The sequence below is a fragment of the Shewanella halifaxensis HAW-EB4 genome (assembly GCF_000019185.1).
Taxonomy (GTDB): domain Bacteria; phylum Pseudomonadota; class Gammaproteobacteria; order Enterobacterales; family Shewanellaceae; genus Shewanella; species Shewanella halifaxensis.
The window spans coordinates 3,170,835-3,195,639 of record NC_010334.1 but is presented as its reverse complement, the minus strand read 5'-3'; the positions used below and the strand labels follow the sequence as shown (position 1 = coordinate 3,195,639).

General features: G+C 45.0%; 24 protein-coding genes. 15 read left to right on the top strand and 9 right to left on the bottom strand.

Annotation, left to right across the window (positions count from 1 at the left end; translation table 11 throughout):
- Positions 1-4: 4 nt before the first annotated feature.
- The 3 genes from SHAL_RS13690 to SHAL_RS22680 all read left to right on the top strand — a co-directional run bounded on the left by SHAL_RS13690 (position 5) and on the right by SHAL_RS22680 (position 3,410).
- Positions 5-883 carry a helix-turn-helix domain-containing protein gene (locus SHAL_RS13690; RefSeq protein ID WP_012277718.1) on the top strand — a complete coding sequence of 293 codons (879 nt, stop codon included), beginning with the start codon at positions 5-7 and terminating at the stop codon, positions 881-883.
- 213 nt (positions 884-1,096) lie between these two features.
- Positions 1,097-3,157: a hypothetical protein gene (locus tag SHAL_RS13685; RefSeq protein WP_012277717.1), complete on the top strand. Its 2,061-nt coding sequence runs from the start codon at positions 1,097-1,099 to the stop codon at positions 3,155-3,157.
- 121 nt (positions 3,158-3,278) lie between these two features.
- The gene (locus SHAL_RS22680; protein ID WP_223296194.1) at positions 3,279-3,410 is read left to right on the top strand and encodes a glycoside hydrolase family 97 catalytic domain-containing protein; all 132 of its coding nucleotides are present in this window, start codon (positions 3,279-3,281) and stop codon (positions 3,408-3,410) included.
- A gap of 142 nt (positions 3,411-3,552) precedes the next feature.
- Here SHAL_RS22680 and SHAL_RS13680 read toward each other — a convergent pair whose 3' ends face one another.
- On the bottom strand, positions 3,553-5,424 hold the full coding sequence (locus SHAL_RS13680; RefSeq protein ID WP_012277716.1) for a methyl-accepting chemotaxis protein: 1,872 nt from the start codon (positions 5,422-5,424) through the stop codon (positions 3,553-3,555).
- A gap of 249 nt (positions 5,425-5,673) precedes the next feature.
- On the bottom strand, positions 5,674-5,808 hold the full coding sequence (locus SHAL_RS22675) for a LysR family transcriptional regulator (RefSeq protein WP_012277715.1): 135 nt from the start codon (positions 5,806-5,808) through the stop codon (positions 5,674-5,676).
- 379 nt (positions 5,809-6,187) lie between these two features.
- On the opposite strand from SHAL_RS22675, the gene SHAL_RS13675 reads away from it, so the two are divergent.
- Complete coding sequence (locus SHAL_RS13675; protein ID WP_012277714.1) at positions 6,188-7,252, top strand: UDP-glucose--hexose-1-phosphate uridylyltransferase; 1,065 nt, start codon at positions 6,188-6,190, stop codon at positions 7,250-7,252.
- On the opposite strand, the gene SHAL_RS13670 is transcribed toward SHAL_RS13675, so the two are convergent.
- Both SHAL_RS13670 and SHAL_RS13665 read right to left on the bottom strand, forming a co-directional pair.
- Entirely contained in the window at positions 7,253-7,447 is a 195-nt protein-coding gene (locus SHAL_RS13670) for a DUF4250 domain-containing protein (protein WP_012277713.1), read from the bottom strand. It lies immediately after the preceding gene.
- 208 nt (positions 7,448-7,655) lie between these two features.
- Positions 7,656-8,957 carry an alpha/beta fold hydrolase gene (locus SHAL_RS13665; RefSeq protein ID WP_012277712.1) on the bottom strand — a complete coding sequence of 434 codons (1,302 nt, stop codon included), beginning with the start codon at positions 8,955-8,957 and terminating at the stop codon, positions 7,656-7,658.
- A gap of 313 nt (positions 8,958-9,270) precedes the next feature.
- Between SHAL_RS13665 and SHAL_RS13660 the strand changes: the two genes are divergently transcribed.
- The 3 genes from SHAL_RS13660 to SHAL_RS13650 all read left to right on the top strand — a co-directional run bounded on the left by SHAL_RS13660 (position 9,271) and on the right by SHAL_RS13650 (position 12,338).
- Positions 9,271-9,915 (top strand): MBL fold metallo-hydrolase, encoded by a 645-nt coding sequence (locus tag SHAL_RS13660; RefSeq protein WP_012277711.1) that lies wholly within the window; start codon positions 9,271-9,273, stop codon positions 9,913-9,915.
- Positions 9,916-10,289: 374 nt separating this feature from the next.
- Positions 10,290-10,778 (top strand): DUF1097 domain-containing protein, encoded by a 489-nt coding sequence (locus SHAL_RS13655; protein ID WP_012277710.1) that lies wholly within the window; start codon positions 10,290-10,292, stop codon positions 10,776-10,778.
- Between the two features lie 105 nt (positions 10,779-10,883).
- A complete protein-coding gene (locus SHAL_RS13650) occupies positions 10,884-12,338 on the top strand; it encodes a methyl-accepting chemotaxis protein (protein WP_012277709.1) in 1,455 nt (484 codons plus the stop codon).
- Between the two features lie 73 nt (positions 12,339-12,411).
- Here SHAL_RS13650 and xthA read toward each other — a convergent pair whose 3' ends face one another.
- The 4 genes from xthA to SHAL_RS13630 all read right to left on the bottom strand — a co-directional run bounded on the left by xthA (position 12,412) and on the right by SHAL_RS13630 (position 14,913).
- A complete protein-coding gene (gene xthA / locus SHAL_RS13645) occupies positions 12,412-13,218 on the bottom strand; it encodes an exodeoxyribonuclease III (RefSeq protein WP_012277708.1) in 807 nt (268 codons plus the stop codon).
- A gap of 17 nt (positions 13,219-13,235) precedes the next feature.
- Entirely contained in the window at positions 13,236-13,535 is a 300-nt protein-coding gene (locus tag SHAL_RS13640; RefSeq protein WP_012277707.1) for a YciI family protein, read from the bottom strand.
- On the bottom strand, positions 13,535-14,080 hold the full coding sequence (locus SHAL_RS13635; RefSeq protein WP_012277706.1) for a septation protein A: 546 nt from the start codon (positions 14,078-14,080) through the stop codon (positions 13,535-13,537). Before SHAL_RS13635 ends, SHAL_RS13640 begins: the two co-directional genes overlap by 1 nt.
- 473 nt (positions 14,081-14,553) lie before the next feature.
- Positions 14,554-14,913, bottom strand: coding sequence for a hypothetical protein (locus tag SHAL_RS13630; RefSeq protein ID WP_012277705.1), 360 nt, complete (start codon positions 14,911-14,913; stop codon positions 14,554-14,556).
- A 193-nt stretch (positions 14,914-15,106) separates the two neighbouring features.
- Between SHAL_RS13630 and SHAL_RS13625 the strand changes: the two genes are divergently transcribed.
- The 6 genes from SHAL_RS13625 to rluB all read left to right on the top strand — a co-directional run bounded on the left by SHAL_RS13625 (position 15,107) and on the right by rluB (position 19,676).
- A complete protein-coding gene (locus SHAL_RS13625; RefSeq protein WP_012277704.1) occupies positions 15,107-15,544 on the top strand; it encodes an energy transducer TonB in 438 nt (145 codons plus the stop codon).
- Between the two features lie 209 nt (positions 15,545-15,753).
- Entirely contained in the window at positions 15,754-16,632 is an 879-nt protein-coding gene (gene rnm, locus SHAL_RS13620) for an RNase RNM (protein WP_012277703.1), read from the top strand.
- Positions 16,629-17,249: an L-threonylcarbamoyladenylate synthase gene (locus SHAL_RS13615; RefSeq protein ID WP_012277702.1), complete on the top strand. Its 621-nt coding sequence runs from the start codon at positions 16,629-16,631 to the stop codon at positions 17,247-17,249. Before rnm ends, SHAL_RS13615 begins: the two co-directional genes overlap by 4 nt.
- Before the next feature lie 176 nt (positions 17,250-17,425).
- Positions 17,426-18,214: a segregation and condensation protein A gene (locus SHAL_RS13610; RefSeq protein ID WP_012277701.1), complete on the top strand. Its 789-nt coding sequence runs from the start codon at positions 17,426-17,428 to the stop codon at positions 18,212-18,214.
- Positions 18,215-18,811 carry an SMC-Scp complex subunit ScpB gene (scpB, locus tag SHAL_RS13605; protein WP_012277700.1) on the top strand — a complete coding sequence of 199 codons (597 nt, stop codon included), beginning with the start codon at positions 18,215-18,217 and terminating at the stop codon, positions 18,809-18,811.
- Positions 18,804-19,676, top strand: a complete 873-nt coding sequence (gene rluB / locus SHAL_RS13600) for a 23S rRNA pseudouridine(2605) synthase RluB (protein WP_012277699.1) — start codon at positions 18,804-18,806, stop codon at positions 19,674-19,676. Before scpB ends, rluB begins: the two co-directional genes overlap by 8 nt.
- 131 nt (positions 19,677-19,807) lie before the next feature.
- On the opposite strand, the gene SHAL_RS13595 is transcribed toward rluB, so the two are convergent.
- Entirely contained in the window at positions 19,808-20,545 is a 738-nt protein-coding gene (locus SHAL_RS13595; protein ID WP_012277698.1) for a YciK family oxidoreductase, read from the bottom strand.
- A 261-nt stretch (positions 20,546-20,806) separates the two neighbouring features.
- Between SHAL_RS13595 and SHAL_RS13590 the strand changes: the two genes are divergently transcribed.
- Both SHAL_RS13590 and sohB read left to right on the top strand, forming a co-directional pair.
- On the top strand, positions 20,807-23,305 hold the full coding sequence (locus SHAL_RS13590) for a VolA/Pla-1 family phospholipase (protein WP_012277697.1): 2,499 nt from the start codon (positions 20,807-20,809) through the stop codon (positions 23,303-23,305).
- Between the two features lie 138 nt (positions 23,306-23,443).
- A complete protein-coding gene (sohB, locus tag SHAL_RS13585; RefSeq protein WP_012277696.1) occupies positions 23,444-24,472 on the top strand; it encodes a protease SohB in 1,029 nt (342 codons plus the stop codon).
- The last annotated feature ends 333 nt before the right edge of the window (positions 24,473-24,805 follow it).

The window sequence follows — 24,805 nt, the reverse complement described above, 5'->3', positions numbered from 1 at the left end:
GCTGATGTTTGATTGGGTCGAAAAAATTGCCTTTAACGAGGCCAGTCCATTAACGGTGCAGGCTCAAGATACACAGTTTGGCTTTCATCGTAAAAAGCCTGCGGTGATGGAGCACAGTCATTGGCATGGTCATATTGAAATTAATTACCTGTTTGATTGCTCAGCCGACTATCTGATTAATGGCCAAGAGATCACCGTGCCCGAGGGGCGAATGATCATCTTCTGGGCATCGTTTCCCCATCAAATGACCGCCTCTCGTGGCAATGGTGAACTGGTCAATATCTATATCCCCTTGCCGTCTTTTCTGACCTGGATGCTACCAAGTGGCTTTGTTAGCCAGTTACTACATGGTGAGGTTATTGTCTCAGACAGTCTTTACGCCTGTGATAAGCAGCTGACTCAGATCTGGGAAACCGATATTAAGGGTAATGAACCGCTTTTGACTAGCCAAGTGATTAACGAGATCCGCGGCCGTATTCGTCGCATGTCGATAGAGCAGTACAGCACCTATGAATTAGCCAATAAAGTGGTTAAGCGCGAGGACAAACCTGTGTTTGGTGGCTTAAACCATATTCAAACCATGCTGCGTTATATTGCCGATAATTACGATCAGAAAATTACAATTGAAAATGTTTCAAGCTCAACCGGCCTGCATAAAAACTATGCCATGAAGCTATTTAATCGGGTGATGAAGGTGTCGATTAAGCAATACATCAACCAACTTAGGCTGCAACATGCCCAGGCATTATTGATTGATACCCAAAGCCCTGTGCTCAATATTGCCCTTGAAGCCGGCTTTGGTTCCGTGAGTCGCTTTTACGATATTTTTCAGCGTGAATTTGCCATGTCACCTTTGGAGTTTCGTCGTAAGGTGAATGGCTAATACTAAGCCTGATATTCTAACGTTCTGCTCATTCAGATTAGTTAAGGTGATTTTTTAGGAAGGCTTTACGACTTTCTAGTAAGCGAACTCATGATTGTTCGTGTTTCAATCAGTTTCAATAACTTCTTTATTAGTTTTAATAGCCTGCATCGGCCAGTCAGGATTATTAGCTAAAAAGCTGACTGGAATAACGCGAAATATAACGAGAGCTTTATGAAAAAACTGTTTGCCACCTCTACCTGTGCCATCGCCATATTGTCTGCCTGTTCTAACGCCTCTCAAGTCGTAAATAATCCTGAATCTGATGCACTCGCAATAGAAAACAAACAATATTTAAATGGCTTAGCCGATAGGCTGACAGACCGTTGGCAGTTAACCGCTAATGGTCTGGTATGGGATGTGAGTGATAGCCATGAAGATCATATTGAGATGAGTGGCGAGCAAATCTCGGCCATTATCTATTATGGCAGTGATAGCAATGGGAATTTGAGCTTAACGCGAAAGCTGGTGTGGCCGATGCTGCGCACCATTCCTAATGATACTCATGCCAGCCTTATTCATGATTTTCCGTTGAGCCAGTCTCCTAGCATTAGCCTTAATGGCGAGCTAGTGAGTCAAGAGCGGCTACAGCAGGCTCGCATAGATGGTAGGTTGACTCTTGTGAGCCAAATTGGTGAAGGTGTTGAGCTCACTCGAACCGTATCTGTGAGCACCACACAGCCCGTGGTGATTGAGGCGCTGAGCTTTAAAAATACTGGTAACGCTGCACAAATACTGCAACTTGGTGAGCTTGATTACCACATCGATACGGCAAAAGAGCAAGGGGTATACGGCAGTTATCTTATAGAAGCGACTAGCGATAAAGCGGGGACATTTGAATTAGAACCGAATGATAGTGTAACTGTTTACCTAGAGTTCAAAGCCACCAAAACGGGGCAAAACCGTGAGTTTGATGCTGTAAAAGAGCTGGAATTACGTCAACAGTACGTAGCGGGTTTGAATAATAATCTGCAGCTGATTACGCCTGATGAGAACATCAACAAGATGTTTGAGTTCGCCAAGCTTCGAAGCGCAGAGTCCATTTTTAGAACGAAGGGCGGCTTGATGCATGCGCCAGGAGGTGGGCGTTATTACGCGGCTATTTGGGCTAATGATCAGGCGGAATATATCAATCCATTCTTCCCATTTTTAGGTAATGATGTCGGTAATGAGTCAGCCATTAATAGCTTTGAGCACTTTGCTCGCTTTATGAATGAGGAGGGTAAGGCGATTCCATCTTCGATTATTGCCGAAGGGGATGATATTTGGAACGGTGCCGGCGATAGGGGCGACTGCGCCATGATCGCCTACGGTGCAAGCCGATTTGCACTGGCCTATGGCGATGAAGATCAGGCTAAAGCACTGCTGCCGCTGATCGATTGGTGTATCGATTTTAGTTACGCTAAGCAAACTGATGAGGGCGTTATTGCATCGGACAGCGATGAATTGGAGGGGCGTTTTCCAGCAGGAGACGTCAACTTAAGTACCAACATGCTGACCTATGGCGCTTTGGTTTCATCTAGTCATTTGAATAACGAGCTTGGTCGAACTGCTATTGCAGTAGAATATCAACAGCGTGCAACCAAGTTAGCAATAGATATCGAAAGTTACTTTGGCGCCAGTGTGCAAGGCTTTGATACCTACCAATACTATCAGGGCAACGACAAGTTACGAGCCTGGATTGCGCTGCCATTCTCTTTTGGAATTTTTGACCGTAAAGATCAAACCTTAGCGGCTGTATTATCTGATCAACTGTGGAGTGTAGATGGGATCTATAGCGAAGCGGGCAATAAGACCTTTTGGGATAGGGCGACACTTTATGCCTTTAGAGGCATTTTTGCAGCTCAAGAGACCGACACCGCGATGCGCTACTTTAAGTATTATTCACGTAAGCGTTTGCTCGGTGAGCATGTGCCTTACGCGGTAGAGGCATGGCCTGAAGGCGATCAGCGCCACCTATCAGCAGAGAGTGCGCTCTATGCTCGGGTAGTCACTGAAGGCATTTTCGGTATCGAACCGACAGGCTTCAAACGTTTCGACATCGCCCCTTATCTGCCGGCGACTTGGGACAATATGTGCTTAAAGCATATTCGTGCCTTCGAGAGTAATTTCGATGTTTGTGTGAGCCGCGTGGAAGGTACTGAGCAAGGTTTCAATGTCACCATAGAGCAGGAGCAGGGCGATCTGCAGCAGTTTAGCTGGGACGGGCTGTCTCCTATTAGTATCAGCCTATAAGGCTAGGTAACCAAAGCAGGTTAAGTGGTATCGACTTAACCTGCTTTTTTATGATTTTGATAGTATTTGATGGTAAATAGTAGATCTGCTTACTCAAGCTTAGCTAGGGAAATCTGACGCCATGGTGAATACTCAGCCTGATAACTTTAATATTAACTTTAATCGCCCGATGAGCAAGACCACTCGGATGTATCAATTGGCGATGTATGTGGTGTTTGAAAGCCCGCTATCGATGCTTGCGAACACGCCATAACCCTTGCACTGAGTGGTGGCTGGGGAGTGAGATTGACGCTGCTTTAGGGATGACTCGGTTTGACAAATAAAAAAGGGAAGCTCTGCTGTGATATTCACACGCAATGGCTTCCCTTAGCACATTATTTATCGCTAGCTATCTTTTATAAGATAAAAGTTTCTACCTTTGAATTCAGGTTATCGGCTCTATCTTTTAGGGTCTGAGCTTGGTTTAAGTGCGCCATTGCCGATTCGGTAATATCGTCGGTCACATCTTTAATTGCGACGGTATTTTGAGTGATCTCATTAGTGACTTGAGTCTGCTCCTCAGCCGCCGTGGCGATTTGACCAGCCATATCTGAAATTAAATTCACCGCTTGGGTGATCTCCTCAAGCGCCTGAGCCGCCGCATTGACATCGACTACGCTATTGCTCGCCAAACCTTGGCTGCTTTGCATCAATTGTACCGCCTTTTGAGTGGTGTTTTGCAGTGTCTCAATAGTGGTGTAGATCTCTTGCGTCGAATCTTGTGTGCGACGAGATAAGACTCTCACCTCATCGGCGACGACGGCAAAACCACGACCTTGCTCACCGGCTCGTGCCGCTTCGATGGCAGCATTCAGTGCTAGCAGGTTGGTTTGCTCGGCAATGCCTTGAATCGTCGTTAAAATGCCTGAAATCGCTTGGGCGTGAAGATTTAACTCTCCAATCACGTCGGTGGCTTGGCCTACTTCGTTTGCCAGAGAGTTAATAGTGCTGCGCGTCTTATCGACTAAGCCTTTGCCTTCTTCACTACTCGTTGCAGATTGCTGGGCTGCAGTCGCAGTATTTTCGGCATTAGCGGCGATCTCATGGGTTGCACTGGCCATCTCTGTGACAGCCGTTGCAACCATCGTCACCTCTTGCTGTTGACGCTGAAGCTCATTGACCGTGGTTTGGTTAGTCACTAGGCTTTGCTGGGCATCGGTCTCTAGTTCACTGGCCAGCTGACGGATATGGCTGATCAACTGATGTTGGCTAGTCACAAAGCGATTAAAGCTTCTCGCCAATACACCGACTTCATCATGGCTGTCGATTTCAATGCGCTGAGTGAGATCGCCATTACCATCGGCAATATGAGCGAGTGCTTGGGATACACGGCCAAGAGGCGCTAACAGAATCGTTAAAAACCAAGAGATGGCTAATACGCTAAATAGAAGCGCTAAAGCCGATAACCCAAGCTGTGTCAGCAATAGATTCGTCAAAGGAGCTTCTAGGGTGTCTTTATCCAGTACAAAAATAAGCTCCCAGTCAGTATTTGGGATCTCAGTTCCCCAAACTAGCTTATCTTTGCCTTCGCTTGCAAAGTATAGCGGTAGCAGCGTTCCGGCTTGACGGCTTTTCGGTGCTATCTGGGCATTAAGTTGAGGGTCGATATTCTGTATTGGTCCCATCGACTTAGCATGATCTTTATAAGCGATAACGGTGCCATCTTTATGCATCATGATGGCGTAACCCTTTGCCGGTAGCTGCATGCTGTTAACACTATCGACAAGACTCGCAATGGATAGGTCACCGCCTACTACGCCATCTGGGGCGGGCTGCGCCATCGAAACGACTAAAATGTTATAGGCAACATCGATATATGGCTTCGTTAAAATTGGACCTTGTTTCGCCATCGCTTGCTGATACCAGGTGCGGCTGCGAGGGTCATATCCGCTGCGGTCGATACTCGGGTCTGAGTCTAGCATCTGGCCGGTTTGAGAACCGAAATAGGACAGTTCAAAAGGTCCAGATAGCTGCGCTTGCTGCAATACATTTATACTATCGCCGTTTATTTTTGCGGCGCTTGCGGCAACAATTCCTTGGCGGTCAGCTAACCACTCTTCTATTCGCTTAGCTTGTTGTTCACCAAGTTGACGCACCTGATCGACACTGCTTTGCAATAATAGCTGCTTTTGGCTTGAATAACTTTGCCATGACAGCAGTCCGATCACGACGGAAAAGGCGAGTACAACAGAGAGAAGAATTTTTTTCTTGAGCGAATATGAATTCATTTGATGTCTTATTTTAACAAGTAAGTGATATTTCGGCTTGTAGGATCGATAGCGACTGTTATTAGGTGTGGTTAACTGAAAGTTAACCACTAATTTGGTGTTATTTTCGCACACTAATGGCTGTTCAAAAAGTGAATAACCCAAAAAATGTAAATAAATTACACATCTAAGCTAAGTTAGACTTTTTTTGAACGATTGCTGACCTGAATTAATCACTGCTGCTTAGGCAGTGTTTTAACAGTTTTTCTATTATCCGGTAGCGCACTGGTAGACCTGTTGACCTTGCTCGGTAATTTCAAATTGTTTGTTGAGGCGGGTGATAAGAGAGTGGCCGCAGGCTTGCTCTAGTTTCTGGATCTGCTGGCTCACGCCCGGCTGAGTCATATGTCATTTCTCAGCGGTTTGGGTAAAGTGCCCAGTATCAATAAGGCTTTTAAAGGTGTGTAATCAAATAGGTTTGTAATCAAATAGGATTGAGCGTTGGAGTTCCTTATATTGACGACATAAGTTGTTTTAACGCCATCGAAAGGAAGCCGCTTTTATCGGCAAAATATGAGGTGAGTTATGTCACAGCTAACTCAGCTAGAATAATCAGCAATGCCTTAGCCAAGAACCTTTTATTATGAAAATTAACCGAATAAGGGGAGACAACATCACAAGGATAGCGTTTTTATAGGAGTTAAAAGCGCCTTTTCAGGAATGACTCTTAAGCTTAACTAGCCGAGCATACGGAGTATTCTCCTACGGCTTAAAAACCTTGCTAATGACGCAAAAAAACGACCCACAGTTTGACCCCAATGAACACTCTCATCGTAGATATAACCCTCTGACTTCTGAGTGGGTACTCTTGGCGCCTCATCGAGCGAAGCGACCTTGGCTTGGGCAGGTGGAGGCCGCAGAACCTTCAGCTTCACCATCACACGATAGAAATTGTTTCTTGTGCGCGGGTAATACGCGAGCCAACGGTGAAGTCAATCCAGATTACCGAGCGACCTTTGTGTTTCAAAATGATTTTTCTGCCTTGGTTCCCGATACCCCTGAGGCCAGCGATAGTGACCCGCTATTTCGCTTTAGCACCGAGCGAGGAGAGAGCCGCGTGATCTGTTTCTCTGCCGATCACTCCAAGACGCTGCCTGAGTTATCCATTGCTGAAATAGAGCAAGTGGTTAACACTTGGCGCGTCCAGAGTGAAGAGTTAGCAGAGCGGTATGTCTGGGTGCAGATTTTTGAAAACAAGGGCGCAACTATGGGCTGCTCCAATCCACATCCTCACGGACAAGTCTGGGCCCAGAGTCAGTTACCGAGTTTGGTGGTAAAAAAACAGCAGAACTTATTGGATTACACTGCGCAGTATGGCAGTAACTTATTGGCCGATTACGCAGATAAAGAGCTCGAGCGCCAAGAACGAGTTGTTATTTACAATGACGATTGGCTGGTGGTGGTGCCCTATTGGGCGGCGTGGCCATTTGAGACCCTGTTACTGCCTCGTTTTAACATCAAGCGTATGACTGAGCTTAGTGAAACAGAGCAAGTGTCGCTGGCTGAGATCTTAAAACAGCTGACGACCTGCTATGACAATCTATTTCAGTGTTCATTTCCCTACTCTATGGGCTGGCAAGGCGCGCCTTTCGATGGTTTTGAGCATACAGAGTGGCGTTTACATGCGCATTTCTATCCGCCATTGCTTAGAAGCTCTAGCGTTAAGAAGTTTATGGTTGGCTATGAGTTGCTGGCTGAAACTCAGCGCGATATTACGCCAGAGCAGGCTGCAAAGCGACTGCGAGATGCACGTGGAGTCCATTACACTTTGAGTTATCGCGAGTGTTAGTTAACGCGGTTTATATTGGTTACAATTTTGGTCGTACACAAAGCCACTGGCAGCCAATTTTTGCTCCAATAACTCACTCTCAATATCAAGATCATAAAATAGCGCCTGTCTATCTTTGCAGTTTAAACGTAGATGCTCATTTGCAATACCGACTAAGATCTCGGCGGGGAGCGTATCGAGACGGTCACTGTTCATAAATTTACCTTAAGCAGATATGCTCACAAGTTAAGGGGCCACAATCTGAGGACACAGTAAAAGTATGTGCTGTTAATAGCAGATTTTCCAATACAGACATGAGTGAGAATTTTAAGGCAAAAAAAAGCAAGCCTTAATAAGGCTTGCGAAAGTGATACAGGTGAGGAACAGATTACATAATGTCCCATTAATCTTAAGTGTTTCTTAATTAACGCAACATTTTCCCACGATTAATTACAATTAATCTATCGAGAATATGCTCACCATCCATACGAATACCATTGTGTTCATATTCTGAAGTGAGCCAATATTTAAGATTACCGACTTTGGCAACGGTTTCTAAGCTGTATTGCATCTCGACGAACATATCTTCACTGTAAATAGCCGCGGTAACGGGGACTTGATTGTTTGCCAGCTTGTCTATTTGATAGAGTGCAGGCCAATCCTGTTTCTGTGCGATCAGCTCGGCTGCTTGCTGCAGTGGCTTTAGGTTGGTGAACTGCTCAAACATCCACGGATAGATCATCTCGCCAGAAAATAGGAAAGGCTTGTCGCTGCTGTAGTTGAACTCAGGATACTCAGCTCTTACTCTGTGAGCGGCCCAGTTAGACGCAGATTGTTGGCAATAGATAGACTCATGTAACAGTGCAAAGATTGGATTGGTGTTGTAATCAAGTAGCTGACAAAAGTGCGCTAGGAACAGCGGGTTAACCTGTGTGCCTGATGTGGTTTCGATCAATGCCTGCTCTAGCAGGTAATAGACGCTTTCAGGGCCTTGCTCCATGCCGATGTTGATCCCAAGTAGTTGCAACATCTCAACGGTCAGGCGCTCACCAGTTGCTAGCGTTACTTGGTTCTCTTGGATATGGGTCGCTAGGGCTTTAATCAAGTCTTGTGCATCACTAAAGCGGTTAAAAAAGTCTTGGTTTTTAGCGAGTACGCGCTTGTAAGTCGCTTGATAAACTTCATCTGCACAGCGAGTCAGTGATGGAATGCCGCCAGTGATATAGGCTTCAGCTAATCCTTCTGGAGCATCATTGAGGTACTTGAGTACACAAAAACCACCAAAGCTTTGCCCTAGAATGGTCCATTTATCATTATTGGTGAGTTGTTTACGGATAGACTCGGCATCACGAATGATATTATCGGCTCTAAAGTGAGTTAGGTACTCAGCTTGTTCATCGGCCGATAGATGCGCCAAACTGGCAAAGCTTATTGGCGTTGAAAGGCCCGTGCCACGTTGGTCCAGTAGCAATACTCGGTACTCTTTGAGCGCGCGTTTTATCCAGCCGCCATTTGCCGTGGGACGAATAGCACCAAAGCCTGGGCCGCCTTGAAAGAAAACGATAAAAGGCAACGCTTTAGCCTGATTTTCAGGGCTTGAGATCTCTCGGGCAAAGATTGAAATTTGCTCGCCATCAGGCTCTTGATAATTAAGAGGTAAACGAAATTGATGTTTACGGGCAACCATGCCTGCAAAAGTGAGTTGGGCTGAAAGTTCTGAAGTCATTGAGTCGACCTTTTTATAAAGAGTTCTTGTTAGATTACTACTTTGGGGTGCTATGTCAGTGATGCAAAGTTTACCGACAGTGCGGCCTGACAGAGAACGAGTATTGACGATTGTATACCAAACTTTATAGCCAATGCAGTGTTTATGCTGGTGGAAAGATACAGCTACAAACTAAGGCTGAACTAGGTAAAAAATATAATGCAGTTTTTGTGAGCGTTAGATCAAATTATCCTAATTATAAATAGTCGAAGAGCCCAACATGGCGTAATCTTTACCCATTCACAGCGAAACATAGAGCCTTAGGTGATTATCGATGAAGTATCAGTTAATACCCGTCACTCCATTTCAGCAAAATTGTAGTTTAATCTGGTGCGAGCAAACCATGAAAGCGGCCGTGGTCGACCCTGGTGGCAATGTCGAGCGGATCCTTGAACAGGCCAGTAAAAATAATCTGGTGATTGAAAAAGTATTACTGACCCATGGCCATATTGACCATGTCGGTGGCGCTAAATTGTTAGCCGATCAGCTTAATGTGCCGATTATTGGCCCCCATAAAGCGGATGATTACTGGCTAGAGAGCTTACCAAAACAGAGTCAACACTTTGGTTTTGTGCATTGCGATGCTTTTACGCCGACACAATATCTCGAAGAGGGTGATGAAGTCACAGTGGGTCAGCAAGTGCTTAAAGTGATCCATACACCTGGTCATACTCCTGGTCATATCGTGTTTTTTGCTAAAGAGAGTAAGGTCGCTTGGGTTGGTGATGTATTGTTTAGAGGCTCTATTGGTAGAACCGATTTCCCATTGTCTAATCATCAAGATTTAATTGACTCTATCACCCAAAAGCTTTGGCCTTTAGGTAACGATGTGCAATTTATTCCAGGCCATGGGCCACTATCGACTTTTGGTGATGAGCGAGTGCAAAACCCATTTGTTGCCGACCAGCTGTTTGTCTAATGTTAATGCCAATTCATTAATGCCAAGTCGTTAATGTTAGTCCCTTTACCCAGTCATCATTTTACTATTACTGGGTAAAAAAAGCGCCTAAAGGCGCTTTTTTTATGGCCAAACCATTTTACTCAAGATCACGCTTCTATCGATTTATACCAATAATATTGTTTTTTGAATATTTTATATCGAGCTGTCTATTTACGTTTTTATAGCGAAAATTTGGTTTTTTTACTACATAAAAGGCGTTTTTGTGCACTTTATCTGCGATTGAGTGAGATTATTGGCTCTGGATCGTGTTTTTTTACATATAAAAAAGGTAATTTAGCTCACCAGATACTAACTCACTTGCAGTAAGTGAGTTAACGGTAAAGAGGTAAGCTATGGAAAATCGTTGGCAGATTGCTATTTCAGCAGGACTACTTGCTGCTGTTTGGGCCGGTGTGGCAGATGCTCTGCATTTGGTTACCTGGATTGGATTTCTGAGCTGTAGTACCTTCTTTGCCCAAACTCATTCCGGCATAAAAGGCATGTTGATGGCGATGACCACCAATCTTTCAGGCGTTTTCTGGGGCTGGTTAATTATTTCTGGTAGCAGCTTCTTTGTCTCGCCACTAATGAGTTACACCTTTACGGGGATCGCAACGGCAGCTATGTGCTTACAGGCTAGCCATCATAAGCTGGCATTTATTCCTGGCGCATTTATTGGGTGTTGTATCACTTTTGCCATGGGCGCAGATATTGCCGCCATCATTCCGCCATTATTATTGGGCGCAGTGCTTGGTTACAGTATGAGCCTACTTACTGGCCAATTGATCAGTTTAACCAATAAAATGCAGGGTACTGTCACAGCAGAGGCCAAAGAGTCTTAACAAACGCTCAGCTTTACGGTACATCAATAATGATAATAATAGTTACCTCTAGGGGACGGCGAAGGGCTGGACCATAGAGGATGGCTTTGGCCAAGGGAAGGTAGAATGAAACAGATTAATTTCCGCAAGATTGACGCTCTGTTGATCAAATTGAGCCTAAATGGCAAGTTTTGGGTGCTTTGTTCTATGGTGACACTGCTCACCGCTGCGGTCGCCTTAACAAACTATCATCACAGCAAGCAGTTTATTGAGTCCAGCTCATTAGCACGCGCACAATCGAGTATCGATTCTTATGCCAATATCGCTAACACAGAGCAACTTGCAGGTGCTGCATTAAGCCATTTTGCACAAAAAGCTGGGGTAGAGGTGCGTACAGGCCTAACGACTTCGCGCCGTGGTGATCTGTTATCGGTTAGCGCGCCAGTGGGCAACAGGGCACTGAGCCAGCAAGTGAATGTCGCGAGTTGGGAGCAAGATGCACTTTCACAAGCAAATATGATGTTATTGCTGGCTTTTGTTGGATTATTACCGCTATACCTTTTGAGTTACTGGGTATCTACATCCTTAGGTGGTGGGCTATGGGATATGTACATGGCGATTAAGCGTCTTGCAGATGGTGACTTAACTCATAGACTTAATTTTTTTGGTAAAGACGATTTCAGTCTTATCGCCCGTGAAATTGATCGCAGTGCCGATAATATGAGTGAAATGGTGCAGGCGATTTCAAGTAATGTACAAACGTTAAATGATGCGGCAGACGAGTTTACCCAGCAAGCGAGCCGTAGCGAAGAGCTGACCCATTTTCAGCATCAGTTCTTAGATACAGTCGCAGTGGCGATGTCACAAATGACTGCGGCGGTGGAAGAGGTGTCCCAAAGCGCGTCTAACACCTCTGAGCAGACTCAACAAAATTCGAGTCAAGCCGCCAACAGTCAAGTCCAAATTGCCGAGGCCATTGAACGAATTGCTGTACTAACGAGTAAAATTTCTGAAGCGTCAACCTCAGTTGAGAACTTGTCTCATGCCGCCACCGAAATTGGTGCGGTCGTAACGACAATTAATGGCATTTCTGAACAAACCAATCTACTTGCGTTAAATGCGGCTATTGAGGCTGCAAGAGCGGGTGAGCAAGGTCGCGGATTTGCAGTCGTGGCCGATGAAGTGCGAACATTGGCGAGCCGTACACAGCAGGCTACGGTTGAGATCCAGTCGATGATTTTGGGCTTACAGACAGGTACTGGTAAGCTGTCAGATATTACTAATGAGATCGTATCTCAGGCGGACAAAGGCCGTATGGCGATTGAATCTGTCGGACAAGATGTTAATAGTATGGCTGAGTCTATCAGTATCGTGTTTGATATGAGCTCACAGATTGCGGCATCGTCAGAAGAGCAAAGTGCGGCCTCTCGTGAAATAGCGACGCAACTGAATGATATTCGTGGCCAAGCGGAAACCATTAAAGAAACGGCGCAAAACTCGGTGAGCTTAGCGGCCAATTTGGCGGGTTCATCTAAAGGCTTGGAACAAATTTTAGGTCAATATAAGTTGGCAAGAAATTAAGCTGACACCCTGCTTAAATTATAAAAAAAGCCAGCAATTTGCTGGCTTTTTTGTGGCACAAAAACGTTAGTTTTTAACTAAAACTGCTCCAGATAGGGGCGTGATCAGATGGTTTTTCAATACCACGCAGCTCATAATCCACATCTGATTCAGTTAGGTGTTGAGCCAAAGATTTAGTTGCCAAGATCACATCGATACGCAGGCCGCGATTATCGACAAAGCCTTTACTGCGATAATCAAACCAAGAGTAGCGTTCGCTGCGAGTTGGGTGAAGTTCACGGAAGGTATCGACTAATCCCCAATCCATCAAGGTTTTTAGCCACTCACGCTCTTCTGGTTGGAAACTACACTTACCGGTTTTTAACCAGCGTTTAGCATTAGGCTCACCAATACCAATATCGAGATCGACAGGAGAGATGTTGATATCACCAATAATAGCAATGTCTTCATCTGCACTGTGGTATTCATTAAGGTACTGCATCAGATCTTTGTAAAATTTACGCTTAGCAGGGTACTTAGTTTCATGGCTGATGTTATCGCCTTGAGGAAAGTAGCCGTTAATCACTGTGAGTGGACGACCATTTTCCTGCATAAAGGTGCCCATGATCATACGACGCTGAGCGTCTTCTTCATCCGTAGGGAAGCCTTTTTGTACCTTGATAGGTTCCGCTTTTGACAGCATAGCCACACCGTAGTGGGCTTTGCCGCCATGGTAATGGACGTGATAGCCCATCGCCTCTACATCGGCTAAAGGAAACGCTTCATCGTGCACTTTTGTCTCTTGCAGGCCAATAATATCGGGCTGATGAGTGTCGATAAGTGCTTGAAGTTGGTGCAGCCTTGCTCGCAATCCATTGATATTAAATGAAACAATTTTCACGGTGGCTTCCTTTTTACTTACGGCAACACGAGTTTGTAAGGCTTAACGATAACGCTTTCATATACGCCCGCAGCGATATAGGGATCGGCATCGGCCCAGCTCTGTGCATCTTCAAGTGAGGCAAAGTCGGCAACAACGAGAGAGCCTGTAAAACCTGCTTCACCAGGGTTTTCACTGTCAATGGCTGGGTGTGGACCGGCGATCAATAGACGGCCTTCATCGGCGAGAAGCTGCAGACGAGCTAAATGGTCAGCACGAACAGATAAACGCTTTTCTAAACTATTTTCAATATCTTGCGATGAAATCATGTACCACATTATTTGAGTTCCTTACGATCTTCTTCAGACATGTTTTTAAACAGATAGAGGACGGTTAACACGGTATTGATAAGCGTTAGTGCGGTCAAACCGAATACTTTAAAGTTAACCCAAGTTTCTTGTGACAGGCTAAAGGCCACATAGATATTTACTAGGCCACAGACTACAAAAAAGCTGACCCAGTACCAAGTCACGCGAGCCCATACTTTATCTTCAACGATAAGTTCTTTTCCAAGCATGCTCTTGAGCAGTGGCTTGTTCATTATTTGGCTGACACCTAAGGCGATAGCAAATAAAGCATATACAATGGTGACCTTCCATTTGATGAAAGAGTCATCATGCAAAATAAGCGTGAGTGAGCCAAATACGGTTACCATCACAAAAGTAATAAGATGCATTTTTTCAAGCTTCTTATACAGCATGTAACTGATGACAAGTTGCAGCGCTGTTGCCGCGATTAACGCGCCGCTGGCAACGTAGATATCGAAAAATTTATAGACAGCAAAAAAGATAATAAGCGGTAAAAAGTCGAGCAACTGTTTCATAGAGTTGTGTCAGTTTAAAATTCAAAAAATTAACGCCGAGTGTAGCATGCTAGCTTGCGGGGAAAAAGTGAAAGCCGATGACTGCGACTTGAATCGATGACGGGGTTATAATACCAATCAGTATAAGAAGTTGATCTACTCAGAGCGGTTTTTGGCAAACTAATTCAAGGCGAATAGCTGAAAGAATGGTTGTTCCCTTGTGAAGCCGTTCAACGCAGAAGTAGGCAGCCAAAAATGCTCCAGAATGGCGAGTTTTAGCGATTCTGGTGCTGTGTTAACGAGCTTAACCGTAGAACAACTATGCTCTTCACTCGTTGCCTTGCCTCATAACCGCTAAACTCTCGCTGAGCGACCAAATCTTTATACTGATTGGTATAAGCTTTGGTTTCTTGTTAATTCAATGATGCTTGTTTTTATACTCCAAACAGATAATTGATCCGCCCCGTATAGGTGAGTATTCAGGGCGAATTACTTTAGTCTGCCAGCCAGTTGTCGATCGCTTGGCGTTTTTGTTGCTTGAGATCATTTCTTACCTTGTCGGTAATCTCGTCTCTTGGATCTAACTTATCTTTTGTTTTGTTCAACTTTTTAGCGGCATTATCTTCAATTTTCTGTAAACGTTTGCTGGCGTAGTGTCCCTCTTTAACGGAATCGATATTAGCCTGAGCCTTATCGAGTTTACGCTTGGTTTTTTTGACCTTTTTGTTGTACTGTTTCTCTGCTTTATTGATGTCCCTATTTAGGCGCACGGCGTCTTTAAGTACATTCTGAGCGAAAACTGGCGTGGTGATAGCGATTAGCAGCGCTATGATTAAGGCAGTGAGTTTATGCATGAAAAGTATTCGATATCATTGAGTGTGGCGGGCATTATGAAGATTGTGAGTAGGCGATTGAATGCACGATTGTTCATAGTGGTTATAAGCAGGTGTAATAAAGCGGAGTAACCCTTTTGTTGGTGTTGTGACGACTTGATTAAAAATGTTCTATGAATTAAGTTGGTGGCGAATAACAAACAAAGGAATGTATATGAAAGTAATAGGATTAGCGGCTTTTGCGCTGCTTTTAGTACCGCAAATGAGTCAAGCTAAAAACGTGTATGGTGAAGTATTGCTGACAGAGGTAGAACCTAGCACACAAAAGGTCTGGCACAGAGAAGGTAACAAACCACACCCATATCCAATAGAGTTTGCTCAAGCAAAGTTGCAAGGGTGCGCCGTATTGTCTTTTGACATTTCAGAAGAGGGACACACTGAAAATGTAGAGGTGATAAGCTCTGTCCCTAACAGGCATCTGGGCAAAAACTCTCGTAAAGAGGTCAAACGTTGGCGCTGGCAACCGCTTGATACTGAGTTACAAGCGACGGCTGAGAAGCGCGTGCTCAGAATCGATTATTGTCTCTCAGATGTGTCGGAGGAGCAGTCTTTAGCGCAATGTCAGCGACAAGCGCAATTGAATTGCGGTTAAAGCGGCTTGGTAAAAGATGACTTGCACCGCTGTACTGTAAATACAAATATTGCGTTTCCACAAACAAAAGCCTGAACTTGTTTCAGGCTTTCAGCTGCCACCTAGCGCAGCTTTCCCTTCTAGGCTGTATTTTGAGTTAGAGTTTGAGTTAGATTTAATGACCAAAAACCGGATTAAAATCACCTTTAATCGGTAAACTCAAGTATCATATGGCCATGAAAGATGAAAATACCACAGACTGTATATTGGTTGACTTGCACAGCCACACGACCGCATCCGATGGTCAACTAACCCCATCAGAATTAATAGCGCGCGCGATAAGTAAAGGCGTGCAGATATTTGCCATTACCGATCACGACACCACAGATGGCTTAAAAGAGGCACATGAGTTTAATCAGGCACATGAGACCCCATTAGCACTTATTAACGGCGTTGAGATCTCAACTCGTTGGAATAATTTTGATATTCACATCGTGGCACTCAATGTTGATACCGATAATGTCGACTTGGCCGCATTTTTACACAATCAACGTGAGTTACGATCGAGCCGAGCCCAAGAGATTGGTGAGCGCTTAGCAAAGGCGGGTATAGAGGGCGCCTATGATGGCGCAAAAGCTTATGCTGGTGAAGCGGCGATTAGCCGAGGACACTACGCGCGTTGGTTAGCAGAAAAAGGGTACGCTACCAATACTGCCAATGTATTTAAAAAGTATTTAGCTCGTGGAAAGACGGGATATGTTCCCAATAACTGGGGCGACATGGCCAGCGCGATTGAGATTATTCATCGAGCCGGTGGCGTCTCTGTATTGGCGCATCCGAGCGGTTATAAATTGTCGGCTAAATGGCTTAAGCGCTTAGTGCGTGAATATAAAGAGGCTGGCGGTGATGCGATGGAAGTGGTGTTAGGCCAGCAGACCATAGATGATCGCAATAATCTTATCTCGCTAAGTATCCAAAATGGGCTGACATGCTCGTTAGGCAGTGATTTTCACTTTCCTGGCAGCTGGATTGAAATTGGTAAAAATATGTTCCAACCCCAAGGAGTGAACTGGGTTTGGCAATCAGAGAAATGGAAGGTAGTACAATGAGTCAGTTTTTTTATGTGCATGAGGAAAACCCTCAAACGCGCTTAATTAGCCAAGCTGTGAACGTGATTAAAAGCGGTGGTGTGATTGTGTATCCAACCGATTCAGGTTATGCATTAGGTTGCCTAATCGGTGATAAAAACGCGATGAGCAAAATTGCGCGCATCAGACAGATTGATAACGATCATAATTTTTCGTTGATGTGCCGTGATCAATCTGAGCTAGCAACATACGCTCGCGTTGATAACCAAGCTTACCGCTTGCTTAAGCAAAATACACCGGGTCCTTACACGTTTATTTTTATGGCATCGAAAGAAGTGCCTAAACGCCTTCAAAATCCGAAAAAGAAGACAATCGGTATCCGTGTACCTGACAATGTAATAGCTCTGGCTTTGCTAGAAGCCTTAGGTGAGCCATTAATGTCGACCAGTTTGATTTTACCGGGCCAAGAGTTTACTGAATCAGATCCTGAGCATATTCGCGATATTCTAGAGCATCAAGTGGACTTGATTATTCACGGTGGCTATTTAGGCGAGAAGCCAACCACGGTAATTGACTTATCTGACGGTGAGATTGAGGTGATCCGTGAAGGCGCTGGTGACGTAACGCCATTCCTCTAAAATCGATGCCGTTGTTAAAGGTCGCTGTTGTTATCAGCAAACGATAACCGCAATTGCTTTAATCTGGGAACATTTGTACCCAAGTCACCTATAGCTGTGCTCTGAAACGAGTAGCTTGAGGTAGCTTGGGTATACAGGTATAATCGCGCGTTTGCGAAAATATAGAGGGTTTACGGATGGAGGGCGTTCAGCAAAAATTGCCTTTAGCCGTTGTTCGCGGCCAACCGTTTAAGGTGATGCCAAAAGACCTTTTTATTCCGCCAGAGGCATTAGAGGTTTTTCTCGAGTCTTTTGAAGGGCCATTAGATCTTCTGCTTTACTTAATCCGCAAACAAAAGCTTGATGTTGTAGATTTACCGGTTTTTTCTATTACGCAGCAGTACCTTGAGTACGTTAATTTGCTGCAGGGAGCTCGTGTTGAGCTCGCGGCAGATTATCTGGTCATGGCGGCAACCTTAGCCGAGATTAAGTCTCGTCTATTGTTACCAAGACCCGAGATTGAGCAAGAAGATGAAGAAGATCCTCGGGCACAGTTGATCCGTCAGCTTAAAGCCTATGAAGTGATCAAAGACGCGCAGGAAAAGCTGGATGAATTGCCTAGAATGGAGCGAGATCTGTTTCAGGCAAAAGCGGTTCCAGCCGCCAATATTAAGCCTGAGTTACTGCCTCCAGAGGTCTCGCTTACAGAGATTGCCAGAGCATTTTCATCGGTATTAAAGCGCATTGAAGCGACAGAAAGCCATCATGTCGTGCGAGAAGTGTTATCGACTCGCGAGCGTATGGCGCAGATTTTGGCAAAGCTTAATGCTGAAACCTATCTACCGTTTGAAGCGCTATTTGATTTTGAAGAGGGGCGCAGCGGTGTGGTCGTGAGTTTCTTAGCGTTAATGGAGTTAGTCAAAGAGTTGCTGGTTGAGCTTGTACAAGCTGAGCCATTTTCAACTATACATGTTAGGGCGTACTGATTGTCTCAGATAAATCCAGATCAGCTTAAGCAGTTAATTGAAGCCAGCCTGTTTGTGTTGGCAAAGCCGATGACGATTAAAGCATTGAAAGAGACTGTACTGTCTAACTTTAATGTGTCGCGGGTAAAAATTAAGGCATGTATTGATGAGTTACAGCTCGATTATGAAGATCGAGGTGTACAATTAGTAAAAGTAGCGGGGGGATATCGATTCCAGACATTGGCTGAATTGAGTCCATTTTTGCAACCGTTATGGCAAGAAAAAGCACCGAAATATTCGCGTGCGACGTTAGAAACCTTGGCTGTCATTGCTTACCGCCAACCTGTCACCCGAGGTGACATTGAGTTTGTACGTGGGGTTGCCGTGAGCAGCCACATTATAAAAAGTTTAAACGATAGAAACTGGATTAAAGTTGTTGGACATAAAGAGGTGCCGGGAAGGCCAGCGCTTTATGCAACGACGACCGAGTTTCTAGCTTATTTCGGCTTAGACAGTATTGTGGATCTTCCACATTTGTCGGATGCCGAATCATTGGCCGCGCTTTTTTCAACTGAAAAAGTCGTGACCGAAAATATAGAAGAGTCTACTAATGAGTGAAAAATTGCAGAAAGTCTTGGCCCGTGCAGGCCATGGCTCCCGTCGTGAGATGGAGGCATGGATTGCTGCAGGTCGAGTTAGTGTTGACGGTGAAATTGCAAGCCTAGGCGATCGCGTTGAAACTGACGCTAAAATTCGTATCGATGGGCGTACAGTTTCTATTCGTTCTGAAGAAGATGTGGTGTGCCGAGTGATAGCGTACCATAAGCCTGAAGGTGAGATCTGTAGTCGTAAAGATCCAGAAGGTCGCCCAACGGTATTTGATCGTCTACCAAAAACTCGTGATTCACGCTGGGTTGCAGTTGGACGATTGGACATTAACACTTCAGGTCTATTATTGTTTACCTCTGACGGTGAACTAGCAAACCGCTTGATGCACCCATCAAATGAAGTTGAGCGTGAATACGCTGTACGTACTTTTGGTGAGGTTAATGACGCATGTATTCAGCGTCTGCGTATGGGCGTGACCCTAGAAGATGGCCCCGCGAACTTTGACAAAGTTAAAGCCGCTGGTGGCGAAGGCATGAACAAGTGGTGGCACGTTAGCTTAGCTGAAGGCCGTAATCGCGAAGTTCGTCGTCTATGGGAATCTCAAGAAGTTCAAGTAAGCCGTCTTATCCGTATTCGTTACGGTATGATTGAGCTGCCTAAATCTCTACCTCGTGGTGGTTGGATTGAGCTGCCAATTGAACAAGTGAACTACTTACGTAAGACTGCCGGTATGGATGAAGAAACACGTTCAATACTGGGTACCGATAAGCACAGTGTTGCTCGTAATAAAGTACGTAGCGCAAAAATTAAACGTGCCGTGCATAAACATAAAGTTGCTTCGGGTAGACCAAAGCCATCGCGTCAGCGTAGCTAATTGCTAAGTCGCTTATCGATTAAATATTGTTGATTAAAAGATAAGTATTAAAAAGGCCGCTAACTTAGCGGCCTTTTTGTTTTTCAACTGTTTATTTTCAATGCTTTATTTGCAATTGATATAAGAGTGGCTTACTGAGCATTTAGTTGTTGGCCATTTATCTCTTTTGAGTCGTCACCCATTAAGTATAGGTAAGTTGACATGATCTCATCAGGAGCTTTTAGCGTCTGTGGGTTCTCAGCTGGGAAGGCATTTGCGCGCATACCTGTGCGAGTCGCACCGGGGTTAATGCTGTTAACACGTATATTGGTATCTTCATACTCATCAGCAAGTGACTGCATCATACCTTCGGTGGCAAATTTAGAAATAGCGTATTCCCCCCAATATGCGCGGCCTTGACGGCCAACACTGCTAGAGGTAAACAGGAGTGATGCACTTGTTGATTTACGCATTACGGGCAGTAAGGCCTTAGTGAGCATGATCTCGGCAATAACGTTTACTTGCATCACTTCTTCAACTGTGTTCATCGTCATATGCTCGAACGGACCTAACACACCTAAGACGCTCGCATTATGTAGTAGCCCTTCAAGCTGACCAAATTGCTCTTCGATAGTGTCGGCCATATCTTTATAGTGTTGTTCGGTGGCACCTTTCAGATCAAGCGGAATAATGGCTGGTGTGGGGTAACCCGCTTGTTCAATTTGATCATATACGGCTTCTAATTTTTTAACTGTCTTGCCTAACAAGATGACTGTTGCACCGTGTTTTGCAAAAGCGATCGCCGCAGCCTTACCTATACCGTCTCCGGCACCAGTGACTAAAATAGTTTTGTCTTTTAGTAGATCTTTTGCAGCTTGATATTCCAACATGAGTTATTACTTCCTCAGAGCTCAAACGCCCGTCACTTCTAGAGTCGCTGATGTGATAAACAGCTGTTTTAAACAAACGATTAACCTTCGCCTGCTCAATTGGTGTTCAAATGTGACAAAAATGTAGCTAAGTCAATAATTTTACGTTAACTTGAGTCTAGCTAAGGACTAACGATAAGTCCTCTTGGTCATACTTTGTTGACTATTGTGACCAATTTCAAGTGAAAACAAAATTATTACAACAAGATTTGGGGAAAAAAGATGAAAAAACTCTTTTTGGGCGTAGCAATCACCTCTGCATTGGGGCTCAGCGCTTGTAGCGAAGATACTTATGATGAATTAGTGGACAAAACTGAACCACTTGTCCCCCAGTCTGTTATCGTTTTTGATCCGGGAAATGGTGAGTTACCAAAACCAAACGATATTCTCTTTAGCGGCACTACCGATGGCACCATCAATATTCCTAAAAGCGATGATCCCACTGCGCCAAGTGAAGAGAACGGTGATTACACCGATCCGACTATCGCACTCGGCGCGTTAGATGGTTGGTCGACAACGGCCCCTATCAGTATCGAAGTGGCACCTGCCATGGATAACGATGGCGCGATGCTGACATTAAGCAAAGTATCGGTTGAGCAACCAGGTGCGGTTAAGATGTTTGAAGCTACGGTAGGCGGGGGCTTATCATCGGATCCTGAGTGTAAATCGGCACCGGATATAACAGCTTGTAAGGTTGGCGCTGAGCTGCAGTTTGGTGTTGATTTTGTTACGACAACATCGGGTAATACCATTGCAATTGTTCCATTAAAGCCACTTAAACCCAATCAATCTTATATTTATGCCACTACCTCACTCATTCAAGACTCAGCAGGTCGAGCAATTGCTCCATCCGCTACATACGTACTGTTAAAACTCGATATCGAGACTAAGCCACTTGAAACACCTGATCAGCTAGCGCTGCAAGCGGCTGTGAACAGTTATGAGAAAGGCTTGGCTGGAGCAGGGGTTGATACTGACTCGCTTAGCTATTCAGGGCTTTTCACAACACAATCTGTCGCCGATGTGTACGAAGTCTCGAAACTCTTGATTGCTGGCCAACCTGGCTATATGCCAGAGTTCGTTCAAGCGCCAACAGATAGCGGATTTACTCTGGCACAAGCGTTAATGATGCCAGAGCTGCACCCCGCCTATGAAGGGGCAAGTAAGGTCAATGTTTGGAGTGCAGCAATTAAGCTACCTGTTTACGGCGAGTGTTCATCGACGAGCTGTTTAGATGCTGATGGTAATGCAACGATTAACGGTATTTGGTCAGCGGCTTATGACAGTCCTGTTTCAGTATTAAAGGCGCTTGAAAGTGGCACTCTGAGTCAAGATAACTATTTTGCCCAAGCGATTGAAAATGGTATAGAGGATCCGATTGCCGCGCTGAGTGACCCTGCTCAGTTAGCGGGTAAACTTTGGATGCTAGATGATGGCACAGCTGCCGATAAGGCAAGACACTTAACTAAGTTTAATCCAATCCCACAGATCAGAAACTATGAAGTTGTCCCCGTTCAAATGACGGTACCTAACTTTGCACCCGCTCCGGCAGCTGGTTGGCCAGTGACTATTGCTATGCATGGTTTAGGTGGCGGTAAAGAGATGGCATTTGCTTATGCGGGGACCTATGGTGAGCTTGGCGTAGCAACAATCGCTATCGATATGCCGCTACATGGCGCTCGCTCGTTTGGTAAAGGTTTACTTGTACCTGGGGCTTATACCGTTTCGGCTTCTTCACCAGAATTTGGGGCCGTTGTTGGCGACGATGTCTTATTCTCATTGGGCGATCCCTTAGCTTTTATCAATATTGGCAGTACATTAACGGTACGTGATAACTTCCGCCAAGCGACATTTGATCATCTAGCACTTCGCGCTGCGTTTACCGGCTATGCTGGAAAGCTGATGGAACTTGGTGCTCCCCAACTGTTTGATGCGAATCAATTCAGTGCTCAAGGCCTCAGTTTAGGGGCTATTGTGGGCACTAACTTTGCGACTTACGCAAGCACCGGGCTTACGCATCCAACTGGAGCGGATTTGAGTCATGTGTATAAGCTAAACGCGGCGTCATTAGTGGCACCAACCGGTGGTTTTGCTGGAACCTTTGTTGGGTCGGCGACATTTGGCCCAATGCTGTTTGAGAATATCGTTACCACAGAGGCCTTTATGGCACTGGTGGAGGAAGCGAATAAAGAACACGGTTTCTTACCCGATACGCCTGAGTATGATGCGTTAGTTAAATCGGTTTATGATGCTTTCCTACCGACATTTGCCTTTGCCGTTCAAACAGCAGTGGATAGCGCGGATCCGATTAACCATGCGGCTATGCTTAAAGCAACGGGACTTCCGCTGCATATCATTGAGGTTGTTGGTGATGGTGCGAATAGCCTCCCAGATCAAGTGCTGCCAAACCGTGTGGCAGGGTATCCTGTTTCGGGTACGGAGCCTCTGATTGAGAACCTAGGGTTAGCTTGTGTTGATAGCACTACAGTAGGCTCTGGAGCGGTTCGCTTCTCTAAGGGGCATCATAGTTCGCTTATCGATCCATCACCTGTTGATGGTGTGACTGATGGGTTTGAAGATGTTGCAACGGTAGAGATGCAAACTCAGGCAGCTTTCTTCTCATACAGTGCAGGTCTTCCAGAGGCGGATAGCCCAACGATATTCCTTGGTTTAGTGACAGGTGAGGCTGCACAATATGTAGTCGCTCCCTGTGCTCAATAGTGCTTACAATAAAATCTAGAATTGTTTAAAAAAAGACCCAGCGAAAGCTGGGTTTTTTATTGACATGTTTTATTGGCAAATAGGCTGGTAGAATAGCGACCAATTGAAGAGATAGAATTGGTTTAGCTGGAGAATATTTTGGAATTCTTGTACGAGTACGGTTTGTTTTTGGCCAAGGCGGTGACCATTGTGGTCGCAATTCTTGCGGTCGTGATTGTTGTGCTTGCGTCTTCTATTAAGCACAAAACTGAAAAGGGTGAGCTTAAGCTAACGAACCTAAGCGATAACCTTAAGTTATTGAAGCATGACTTGAAAGAAGAGCTGTTATCTAAGAAAGCATTTAAAGCTTACGAAAAACAGTTAAAAGCCGACGAGAAAGCTAAAGAGAAAGAGCAAAAAGATAACGTCGAAGAAAACGAACCTAAGGTTTTTGTTGTTGATTTTAAAGGCAGCATCGACGCGAGTGAAGTCGCGTCACTGCGTGAAGAGATCAGTGCAATTCTTGCTATTGCTGATAAAGGCGATGAAGTCATTGTTAATGTTGAGAGCGGCGGCGGAATGGTTCATGGCTATGGTTTAGCATCAAGCCAGCTTGACCGTTTACGACAAGCTGAGATCCCTCTGAGCATCTGTGTTGATAAAGTGGCTGCCAGTGGTGGTTATATGATGGCCTGTGTGGCGAATAAGATATATTCAGCGCCGTTTGCCATCGTAGGTTCAATTGGTGTTGTGGCTCAGGTGCCTAACTTTAATCGTTTATTGAAAAAGCACGATATTGACTATGAGCAGCACACAGCAGGTGACTTTAAACGTACCCTGACCATCTTTGGTGAAAATACCGATGAAGGCCGTGAGAAGTTTCAGAAAGAGCTAGAAGAGACTCATGTGCTGTTTAAAGAGTTCATTGCCAAGTACCGTCCCGATTTAGATCTTGATAAAGTGGCAACGGGTGAGCATTGGTATGGTCAGCAAGCTATTGAATTAGGCTTGGTTGATGAAATTTCAACCAGTGATGATGTGATTATGAAGCTGGCAAACGAACGTACCGTTATTAAGGTGCGTTATCAGCTTAAGAAGACATTATCAGATAAGATTGCCCATGGAGCATCACTGTCTTTTAATACCATTTTTAATAAGTTTGCCGAGAAGAATCAGCCGCTTAAATAATTGAGACTCGGTTTTACCACCAGAAAAACCTGCATTGTGCAGGTTTTTTTTGGTCTAAATGTTAGTGGCCAAATTAACTATGCCACCACACTAGAACCATAACTCGTTATTGGACCAAAGTTATTCACCACGGCGAATATGGCGAAGCCATGTGCTAATAAGCGAGAGCTAGGGGTAGCGAACTGGCCGGATGTTATTGGAACACCGAGGCCACGAAGAAAGGCACTGCTCGTAGTAAGCTCACATGTCACTACTTCTGTGGGACGCTATAAAGCCCTCCTTGGCCGCTCTGCGGTTTCATCCTTGAAACCGAAGCCCACAGCCGCACCGACA